Here is a 9,604-nt window from a genome sequence, read left to right as displayed (position 1 = left end):
TTATGCTTTTATTTTGTTTATTGATTTGGAGAATATCAAATTACATGTATTTTAAGGCTGAGCCTTTAAAGGCAATGTTTAATGCACAGTACACAATAGATGAAAAATATGGTATGCGTTATAAATTACTCGATTGTGATGGAAAGACACTATTAAATTATGAAAAGATATATACTGCAGTTATTGATCCAGTGGATTATTTCAGATTTAATGAATACACCAGCAAATATGACATGGAAGTATTGACCATTACTTTAAGAAATTATAATGTCAACTATGATTTAGACAAGATTAAAGAGAATGTTAGTTTTGAAAAAGTAAGATTTAATATTGACAAAGTAACGTTTGATAAGATTAAGGATATCAATGGTGTAAAGGGTTTTTATACTTTTGAATCAAATGAAGTAATTAACGATAGATATTGGAAAATCGAAAACTTATTATCAAATCCTAAATACAATAAGAGCGGTGAACAATATCCTGTATTCAAAGATGATGACTCTTTAGAAATGCAAATATATAATAAAACTAAAAATAATAAAAACGAAAAAATTAGGTTTGATAAAGAGGTTGATGGTAAAATTTCTGACGGCAGAATTATATATCCAGAAAATAATGTTAATGTAAGACTAACTTTAGATAAAGAAATTCAAGAAAAAGTTGAGGATATTCTTCATGAAGAAAAATATACTCAAATTGGTGTTGTACTAATGGAGAGTGCCAATGGAAAGATAAGAGCAATGGCACAAAAGAACGATACGCTTAACAATGCGAATTTAGGAATAGCTTATCCAGGATCTATATTTAAAACTATTGTATCTGAAGCGGGACTGGATCTGAACATAATAGACAAGAATGAAATATTTACAGTGGATGGTAAATCATTTGAGAAACTTGATAAGCATGGAAATGGATATAAATATACACATGGAGGGGCTTATTATGATTCTTCTAACGACATATATGCTCAGATAGGCACGAAGGTAGGCCTTGAAAACATATATGATTATGCTGAGAAACAAGGACTATTAAGTAAGATATTAAATCTCCATTTTGAAAATATTGTTAAGGTGGATTTATCAACCAATGATGGGAATATAAGTCAGTCTGCTATTGGGCAAACAGATAGAATTACACCTCTTCAAGCTATTAACATTCCTAATACTGTTATAAACAAAGGAATGTATGTTCAGCCAAGCATAATAGAAGCTTATGTAAATGACACTAATGAAGTTTTAGAGGAAGTAACTTATAAAACTTCGCAGGTATTAAAAAGTGAAACAGCAGAAACAATGAAATACTTTATGATGGATGTTGTAACCAAAGGGACAGGGAAACAGGCTTACATAGAAGGTATGGATATAGGTGGTAAAACTGGAACTACTGAGTATTATGATAAGGGTAAGAAACATTCGGATGGTTGGTTTGTTGGCTTTTTCAATTTGAATGGGAAAAACTATTCTATGGTTGTATTTGTGCCTGATATTGATATTGATAGTGAAGGAAAAGATGACGAGGAGGGTGGAACCACAGCTGCTCCAATTTTTAAAGAGATAGTTGAGGCTCTTAAAACAGTGAAAGTAATAAATAAGAAAGCTATAAAATTTATTAAATAAATTTTAATGTACAGGCAATATTAATAAAATAAATCATATTATATTAATAAGCACTATTAGGAGGAACATCCGTGTTTTTCATGAATTGTTTATTAGATATTCTGGGAAATGTTACATTTCTAACAGCTTATATTACTGGTAGTAGTTCATTCCCTCAACCGTTAAGTGAAGAAGAAGAAAAATCTTATTTAACAAAACTAAAAGGCGGAGATTTACTAGCCAAAGGAATACTCGTTGAACGAAATTTAAGACTAGTTGCACATATAGTTAAAAAGTATTCCTACCCAGGAAAGGATGTAGATGATCTCATATCTATAGGTGCTGTAGGGCTTATTAAGGCTATTGACTCTTTTGATACAAATAAGGGAACAAGGCTTGCTACTTATGCTGCAAGGTGTATAGAAAATGAGATACTTATGCTTATTCGAAATAACAAGAAAACAAAAGGAGAAATTTACCTTCAGGATCCTATTGGCATTGATAAAGAAGGAAATGAAATATCTCTAATGGACGTATTAAGTAGTGATAAAGATTCTATCATTGAGATAGTGGAAAATAAGATACAAATAAAAAAACTTTATAATGAGATAAATGCGGCCTTAATGGATAGAGAAAAAGTAATAATTAGAATGCGATATGGATTATTTGATGGCAAAACTAGGACCCAAAGAGAGATTGCGTTAATTTTAGGGATTTCTAGATCATATGTGTCTAGAATCGAAAAAAGGGCTTTAAAGAAACTTTATAGAGAGCTAAATAACAACAATAAAACTAGTTTGAATAATGACAATAAATTATAATAGGTAGTAAAAAAAAGGATAATCTTATAATTTTGTCGAATATAATAATCTGAGATTATAAATGGTGTGAACCTTATGAAGGGTGTGAATTTTATAAGAATTAATGCTCATTTCGCCTTAGATATTGGAAAGCTTCACTAAACGAACAGGGGGATAAACAATGATATCACTATGTGAATTACTAGAGAAAACTACCGAAGAAAAAGCCTCGGACTTACACCTAACGGTTGGATCTGTACCAGTTATTAGAGTTAATGGTCATCTAATAAAGGTAGGGATAGATAAATTAACACCAGGAGATACTGAAAATTACTCAAGAGAAATTTTAGAGGAAACTTATAAAGAGTACTGTGAAAATGGAGAAATTGATACTTCTTATTCTATTTATGGTCTAGGAAGATTTAGAGTTAATATTTATAAGCAAAGAGGTAGCGATACTATAGCAATTCGAGCAGTAGCGTTAAAAATACCTACGTTGAAACAACTAGATTTTCCAGAGGTTGTTAGAAGTCTTACCACAAAACAAAGAGGTTTAGTTTTAGTAACAGGTCCCACTGGAAGTGGTAAAAGCACTACGCTAGCAGCTATGGTTAATGAGATTAATTCTACTAGAGCTTGCAATATCATAACACTCGAAGATCCAATAGAATATTTGCATAAACATAACAAATCCATTATTAATCAAAGAGAAATTGGTAAGGACAGTAAAAATTATAAAAATGCGCTAAGAGCTATCCTTAGAGAAGATCCAGATGTTATATTAGTAGGGGAAATGAGAGACCTTGAAACTATTTCTATTGCTATTACTGCAGCTGAAACTGGACATTTAGTTTTTTCTACTTTACATACTATTGGTGCTGCAAAAACCGTAGATAGAATAGTAGATGTCTTCCCTCCACATCAGCAGCAACAAATTAAAGTTCAATTAGCTGCTGTAATGCAAGGAATAGTTTCTCAACAACTAATTCCCAAAATTAATGACATCGGAAGAGCTGCGGCCATTGAGGTAATGGTATCAACCCCAGCAATCCAAAATCTTATTAGAGAAGGTAAAACACATCAATTACAGTCTTGTGTTCAAACTGGAGGGAAATATGGGATGAAAACTATGGATATGGCAATTGCAGAGTTATTTAAAAAAGGTATTATCTCTAAAGATGAGGCAATGACGTATTCAGTAGATACTGAAATGATGGTAAGAATGTTATCACTTTAGTCTAATAAAATTACTAAACAAAATAAGATTGCATATTTTATATATTCCTATTATAATTACTAAGAGTAACAATTTAACTCTTTAATCATAAATTTAATATAATTTACTAATTGTAGATTTAAATTATATATATTGCTAAATAAGTTGCTAAATGTGAGAAATATTTAAATTTTCAATGAATATTATAAAAAATTGATAATAATAAGAGGAGAATTTATTTTTATGTTGAATATGTTAACTTAAGGTTTCTCTTATGAGGGGAGGTTAGAATTAATGAATGAACAAATAGTAGGAATTGATTTAGGAACGTCAAAAATATGTGGAGCCGTTGGTAAAATTAGTAGTAATGGACAACTTCAAATTATAGGCATTACATCAGTAGCATGTAGTGGTTTAAATAAATCAGTTGTAATTGATATTGATAATACAGCTGAATCTATAAAACAATGTATAACACAACTCGAACGTATGACAGACTCACAAATCAGTGAAGGATATATATCACTACCTGGAGGAGTTTGCGAACTAGTTAGAAACACAGGAATGATTGAAATATCTGCTGATGACAAAGAAATTAAACAGAGCGACATGGACAAAGTGTTAGAAGCAGCTAAGCTTATTTCAATTCCAGCAGATAATGAAATAGTAGGTGTTGAGCCTGAACAATATATTGTTGATGGTTATGACAATATTAAAGATCCGAGAGGAATGAGTGGCTTAAGGCTTGAAGTTGAAGCACAGGTTGTAGTTGCAAAATCGACAGTGGTTAGAAATTTATTAAAAAGTTTGCAAAAGGCTGGGATTAAAGTTAATGGTATAGTACTAGGGCCTTCAGCGATATCAGAGGCTGTTCTAATAAAAGAAGAGAAAGATATGGGCATAGCACTCGTAGATGTTGGATCAGCAACTGTTGATATATCTATTTACGAAAGTGGGAATCTAAAACATACTTCTATAGTTCCGCTAGGTGGAGAGAACATTACTAATGATATTTCAGTTTGTCTTAAGGTTCCTTTTAGTGAAGGTGAAAGATTAAAACTTAAATTTGGAAGTTTAGTTAAAGGCAAAGGAACTGAGGATGAAAAAATTAGAGTTAAAGATTCTTACAGTAATGTAATGGAAATCGACAACAATCTATTAGTTGATATAATCCAGGCTAGGGTAGAAGAATTATTACATCTAATTAAAAGTAACTTGGTAAATAGTGGATCGTATAAAGAAATCTCCGGCGTTGTTATTGTTGGCGGGGGGATATCCTTATTTAGAGGTGTCATTGAACTAAGTAAATACATATTGGATAAACCAGTTAGAATTGGCTCGCCGGAGTATGTAGGCGCTGCTAGCCCTATATATGTTCCCGCAGTGGGTATAGTTGTCCAAGCTGTAAATAATATTAAAATTAATAATAGTTTATCTGAGGGATCAGATGAACTCAAAATGTCAAAAACCCAAAATAAAAAGGAAAATACTAAATTTGCATCAAAAGTTAAAAATTTTTTTGTAGATTTTTTCTAAAAAGGAGGTATTGTTGTGCTAGATTTTGATGTTGATATTCAGGAATTTGCTCAAATTAAAGTAATTGGGTGTGGTGGCGGAGGAAACAATGCTATAAACAGAATGATTACTGAAGGACTTAAAAACGTGGAGTTTATAGCTATAAATACAGATAAACAGGCATTAATTCTTTCTCAGGCTGTTCAGAAAATTCAAATTGGGGATAAACTCACTAAGGGACTTGGAGCAGGTGCTAATCCGGAAATTGGAATGAAGGCAGCTGAAGAAAGTAGAGATGAAATTTCTCAAGCAATAAAAGGAGCAGATATGGTATTTATTACTGCAGGTATGGGAGGCGGTACAGGTACTGGAGCTGCACCCGTGGTTGCTGAAATTGCTAAATCCATGGGGATACTTACTGTGGGTGTTGTAACAAAGCCTTTTCCGTTTGAAGGTAGGAAAAGAATGATTAATGCTGAAATTGGCATAAAAACTCTTAAAGAAACGGTAGATACTTTAGTGACAATTCCTAATGAAAGGTTACTAACCATGGTAGATAAGAAAACTACATTGATGGATTCTTTCAAATTGGCAGATGATGTTTTAAGACAAGGTATCCAAGGTATATCTGATTTAATCACTATACCAGGTCTTGTAAATCTTGATTTTGCAGATGTTAGAACAATTATGCTTGCTAAAGGTCTTGCGCATATGGGCGTTGGTAGGGCTTCTGGTGATAATAGAGCACAAGAAGCTGCTAAACAAGCTATTTCAAGTCCATTACTAGAAACGTCTATAGTTGGAGCTACAGGTGTGCTATTAAATATTACAGGTGGAATGGACTTAGGCCTTCTTGAAATAAATGAAGCCGCAGAGATTGTACAAGAAGCAGCCGATCCTGATGCTAATATTATATTTGGTGCAGTTATAGATGAAGATCTAAAAGATGAAATAAGAATAACAGTTATTGCAACTGGTTTTGAAAGCGACAGAGTAGTGGAAAATAAAACTGCGCCTAAGTCTAAAGGAAAAGAAACAATAAAACCTATTGAAGAAGTTGCGTATACTAAAGATTATGAAACTTCCGATTTAGAAATACCAGCTTTTTTAAGAAGACAAAATAAATAAGATGTATTTATTTTAATATGCTTAATAAACAATAAAGTGCCTATATGGCACTTTATTTGCGTTTGTTAGTACTTTATTTTTACAGTGGTCAATATGCCTTTGGGACAACAACGATGTAACTATAGGCATTTTATAGCGTTAGTAAAGGTATATGTAGAATGTAGAGTACTTTTTATATTTTAAATTTAAAATAATATGGAAATTGTTGGCGGTTTATGAAAGAATAAAAATATAGAATTGTAGTAAATAATGACAAAGTTTTGATTGTATAAGTTATATAATATATTTTAAAGGAGGAAGGACAAGTGATAATATATATAGATGTTCTTATACTAGTAAATTTTATAGTTAATCTATTCATATTGCACGTCACTGTTCAAACATTAAGAAAAAAAGTAAATCTTATGCGGATGTGCCTTGCAAGTTTTTTAGGCAGCTTATATGTTTTAACAGTAGTGTATCCCAAGCTTAAATACTTGTCTTATATACCTTTTAAAATATTAATAGTCATTGTAATGATTTTAATTGTTTTTAGAGAGAAAAATATATTATTCAATATTAAGGCTTCAATAGTATTTATATTTTATTCAATTCTTTTAGCAGGAATGTGTTTTTATATTGCAATGAGTAACTCCGGTGATACATCATTTAATGTAATTATAATTAATTTTCCCTATGAAAAACTAATGCTTTCAGTAATGATGATTTATATATTCATATATAGAATGATTGTTTTTATAGGGGATAGAAAAAAAATGTCAACTTTGATATTTACCGTCGATATAGTAAATAAGAGTTATAAAAAAACTATTAGGGCGTTTTTAGATACAGGGAATGAGCTTCGCGAGCCGGCCACTAATTTGCCAGTATTAATTGTTGAACGTGAAATACTAAGTGAGATAATGCTAGAGGAAAATAACACCTACCACATTCCATACAATGTAGTAAATGGAACCAACGGTAAACTTATAGGCTTTAAACCTCAGTACATCAATATTCATATTGATAAAAATATTGAAACAAGAGATGTTATTATAGCATTTTGTGAGTACAAACTAAGCAAAGATAACGACTATAATGGGCTTATGTCTAGAGGTATACTTAATTAATACTTTAAGTGTATTTAATTATTACCTGTTAATAATAGCGATAAGGAGGAAGTTATGTTTAATTTTAATGTAGTGTTAAACAAGTTACTTGTTAAGCTCAAAATGTTTTCGAAAAATTTGTTTTATATAGGTGGGAATGATGCACTACCACCTCCTTTAACTAAGGAGGAAGAGGATGAATTAGTAGTTAAAATAGATACAGGAGATAAAAAGGTTAGAGCCACCTTAATTGAAAGAAATTTAAGGCTAGTAGTATATATAGCTAGAAAGTTTGAAAATACAGGTGTAAACGTTGAAGACTTAATTTCTGTAGGAACTATAGGGCTTATAAAAGCTGTTAATACCTTTGATCCCGAAAAAAAAATTAAGCTAGCTACATATGCATCAAGATGTATAGAAAACGAGATTCTAATGTATCTTAGGCGAAACAGCAAAATCAAAACAGAAATTTCTTTTTATGAGCCACTAAATGTCGATTGGGATGGTAATGAATTATTACTTTCTGACATCCTTGGCACAGACAATGATGTGGTTTACAACGTTATTGAGGATGATGTGGACAAACAATTACTTTGCCTTGCTATGCAACGATTAAATTCAAGGGAAAAGGAAATTGTTCAATTAAGATTTGGTTTAAATGGAACCATAGAAAAAACGCAAAAAGAAGTTGCTGATATTCTTGGAATATCACAATCTTATATCTCAAGACTTGAAAAAAGAATAATAAAAAGATTAAAGAAAGAAATTAATAAAATGGTATAAGGTTGTCTCTAGTATAAAAATTAAATCATAGGGCCATAATTTAAATGTAATTATTTTGAAGGGGATGATGGCCTTATGATGATAAGTGAAGCAGAATTATGTAGACTCGATTCTTCAAGTTTAACAGAATTAAAACAAGAGGAAATGAATGAGCTACTATTAAAATTACAGCATGGCGACTACGAGTGTAAAGAAATATTTATTAAAGCAAACACAAAACTTATTTTAAGCGTAATAAAGCGCTTTAATAATCGAGGAAAGACAGTAGATGATTTATTTAAAGTTGGCTGCATCGGTGTTATGAAGGCTACTCAAAAATTTAATTTAAGTCTAAGTGATAAGTTTTCAACATATGCATTGCCAATAATAATTGAGGAAATAAGAAGATATTTAGTAGTTAATAATCAAACAAGAGCTAGCAAAGCATTAAGGGATATTGCATATAAAGCATTGAAGGTTAGGGATAATTTAGTAAGTTCAGGCAAGAAAGAACCTACTATATCTCAAATAGCAAAGGAATTAGAATTGTCTAAAGAAGATATTGTATTTGCTTTAGATATGCTACCAGAAATAAAGATGTAATAGACTAGAAAATTGCATTATAGTAAATTAGAAAGTAAGTAGAGGGCCTCTAACGGGGCTCTTTTTTTTATGAGAATGATATATAACACTATCGTTTAGAAATTTAGATATTAATTCAAAAAATTAAAAATGTTACATTAAAAAATAATATTTTTAGGATCTATTGAATATAAATAATATATAGTGTTAATGAACTAAAAAATAAACTAGAATAAGGACTAGTTGTTTTAGAAAAACGATTTTATGAAAACTAACAAGGAGGGAAAAAAATGGAAAGCTTAATGTTCTCAATTAATAATCTAAGGCAGATGGAAATAATAGATATAAATTCAGGCTCTAAAATGGGATATATTAAAGATTTAAGAGTTGACTGCGAGGACTATAGAATTATTTCAATATTACTTCCAAGCATAAAATCATCTTGGTTTAATAAAAACAATAGTATTGAGATAGCTTGGGAAAAAGTGAAAAAAATTGGTGTAGACGTTATTCTTGTAGACGGCAGTGAGATAAACATGGAAAATGAGTAATTACTATATAAATTCATCTGAAAAAGTGTATAATGTTATTATACTTGCTAATTATACTAAGAAAAGAGCGTGAGGAGCATTGAAATGTCCATTTTGCAGCTGTGAAGAGAGTAAAGTAGTTGATTCTAGATCAACGGAGGATAATATTGCAATTAGAAGAAGAAGAGAGTGTCTTAGTTGTTTAAAAAGATATACTACGTATGAAAAAGTAGAAGATATACCTATTTTAGTAATCAAAAAAGATTTTAATAGGGAATATTTTGATAGAACAAAAATAATAAATGGCTTAATGAAGGCATGCCAAAAGAGACCAGTATCTAGAATGCAAATTGAGAACATTTGTGACGAAGTAGAAAAACAACTAAAT

The 9,604-nt window shown here is 30.8% G+C and carries 10 protein-coding genes; all 10 read left to right on the top strand.

Annotated features, from left to right (window positions below; genetic code table 11):
- Positions 1-1,616, top strand: a 1,616-nt coding sequence (locus tag ACJAX4_RS19025) for a penicillin-binding transpeptidase domain-containing protein (RefSeq protein WP_435791013.1), incomplete at its 5' end; no start/stop codon positions are given.
- Positions 1,617-1,687: 71 nt separating this feature from the next.
- The gene (sigK, locus tag ACJAX4_RS19020; RefSeq protein WP_435791012.1) at positions 1,688-2,416 is read left to right on the top strand and encodes an RNA polymerase sporulation sigma factor SigK; all 729 of its coding nucleotides are present in this window, start codon (positions 1,688-1,690) and stop codon (positions 2,414-2,416) included.
- Positions 2,417-2,576: 160 nt separating this feature from the next.
- Positions 2,577-3,632: a type IV pilus twitching motility protein PilT gene (locus ACJAX4_RS19015; RefSeq protein WP_435791011.1), complete on the top strand. Its 1,056-nt coding sequence runs from the start codon at positions 2,577-2,579 to the stop codon at positions 3,630-3,632.
- Positions 3,633-3,905: 273 nt separating this feature from the next.
- On the top strand, positions 3,906-5,147 hold the full coding sequence (gene ftsA / locus ACJAX4_RS19010; RefSeq protein WP_435791010.1) for a cell division protein FtsA: 1,242 nt from the start codon (positions 3,906-3,908) through the stop codon (positions 5,145-5,147).
- A gap of 15 nt (positions 5,148-5,162) precedes the next feature.
- Positions 5,163-6,254: a cell division protein FtsZ gene (gene ftsZ / locus ACJAX4_RS19005; protein ID WP_435791009.1), complete on the top strand. Its 1,092-nt coding sequence runs from the start codon at positions 5,163-5,165 to the stop codon at positions 6,252-6,254.
- A 305-nt stretch (positions 6,255-6,559) separates the two neighbouring features.
- Positions 6,560-7,363 (top strand): sigma-E processing peptidase SpoIIGA, encoded by an 804-nt coding sequence (gene spoIIGA, locus ACJAX4_RS19000; protein WP_435791008.1) that lies wholly within the window; start codon positions 6,560-6,562, stop codon positions 7,361-7,363.
- A gap of 54 nt (positions 7,364-7,417) precedes the next feature.
- Positions 7,418-8,125 (top strand): RNA polymerase sporulation sigma factor SigE, encoded by a 708-nt coding sequence (gene sigE / locus ACJAX4_RS18995; protein ID WP_435791007.1) that lies wholly within the window; start codon positions 7,418-7,420, stop codon positions 8,123-8,125.
- A 75-nt stretch (positions 8,126-8,200) separates the two neighbouring features.
- Positions 8,201-8,707 (top strand): sigma-70 family RNA polymerase sigma factor, encoded by a 507-nt coding sequence (locus tag ACJAX4_RS18990; protein WP_435791006.1) that lies wholly within the window; start codon positions 8,201-8,203, stop codon positions 8,705-8,707.
- Between the two features lie 269 nt (positions 8,708-8,976).
- The gene (locus ACJAX4_RS18985) at positions 8,977-9,237 is read left to right on the top strand and encodes a YlmC/YmxH family sporulation protein (protein ID WP_435791005.1); all 261 of its coding nucleotides are present in this window, start codon (positions 8,977-8,979) and stop codon (positions 9,235-9,237) included.
- 79 nt (positions 9,238-9,316) lie between these two features.
- The coding region (locus ACJAX4_RS18980; protein ID WP_435791004.1) for an NrdR family transcriptional regulator at positions 9,317-9,604 on the top strand (288 nt) is incomplete at its 3' end.

Source organism: Clostridium sp. (genome assembly GCF_051278035.1).
GTDB lineage: Bacteria > Bacillota > Clostridia > Clostridiales > Clostridiaceae > Clostridium_AD.
Note: the sequence above shows the minus strand (reverse complement) of the source record. Positions and strands in the feature narration are given on the sequence as shown.

Excerpts from the sequence above, each read along its gene's own strand:
- ACJAX4_RS18985 (WP_435791005.1), top strand. The coding sequence starts at position 8,977 with ATGGAAAGCTTAATGTTCTCAATTAATAATCTAAGGCAGATGGAAATA.
- ftsA (WP_435791010.1), top strand. The coding sequence starts at position 3,906 with ATGAATGAACAAATAGTAGGAATTGATTTAGGAACGTCAAAAATATGT.
- ACJAX4_RS18990 (WP_435791006.1), top strand. The coding sequence starts at position 8,201 with ATGATGATAAGTGAAGCAGAATTATGTAGACTCGATTCTTCAAGTTTA.
- sigE (WP_435791007.1), top strand. The coding sequence starts at position 7,418 with ATGTTTAATTTTAATGTAGTGTTAAACAAGTTACTTGTTAAGCTCAAA.
- ACJAX4_RS19015 (WP_435791011.1), top strand. The coding sequence starts at position 2,577 with ATGATATCACTATGTGAATTACTAGAGAAAACTACCGAAGAAAAAGCC.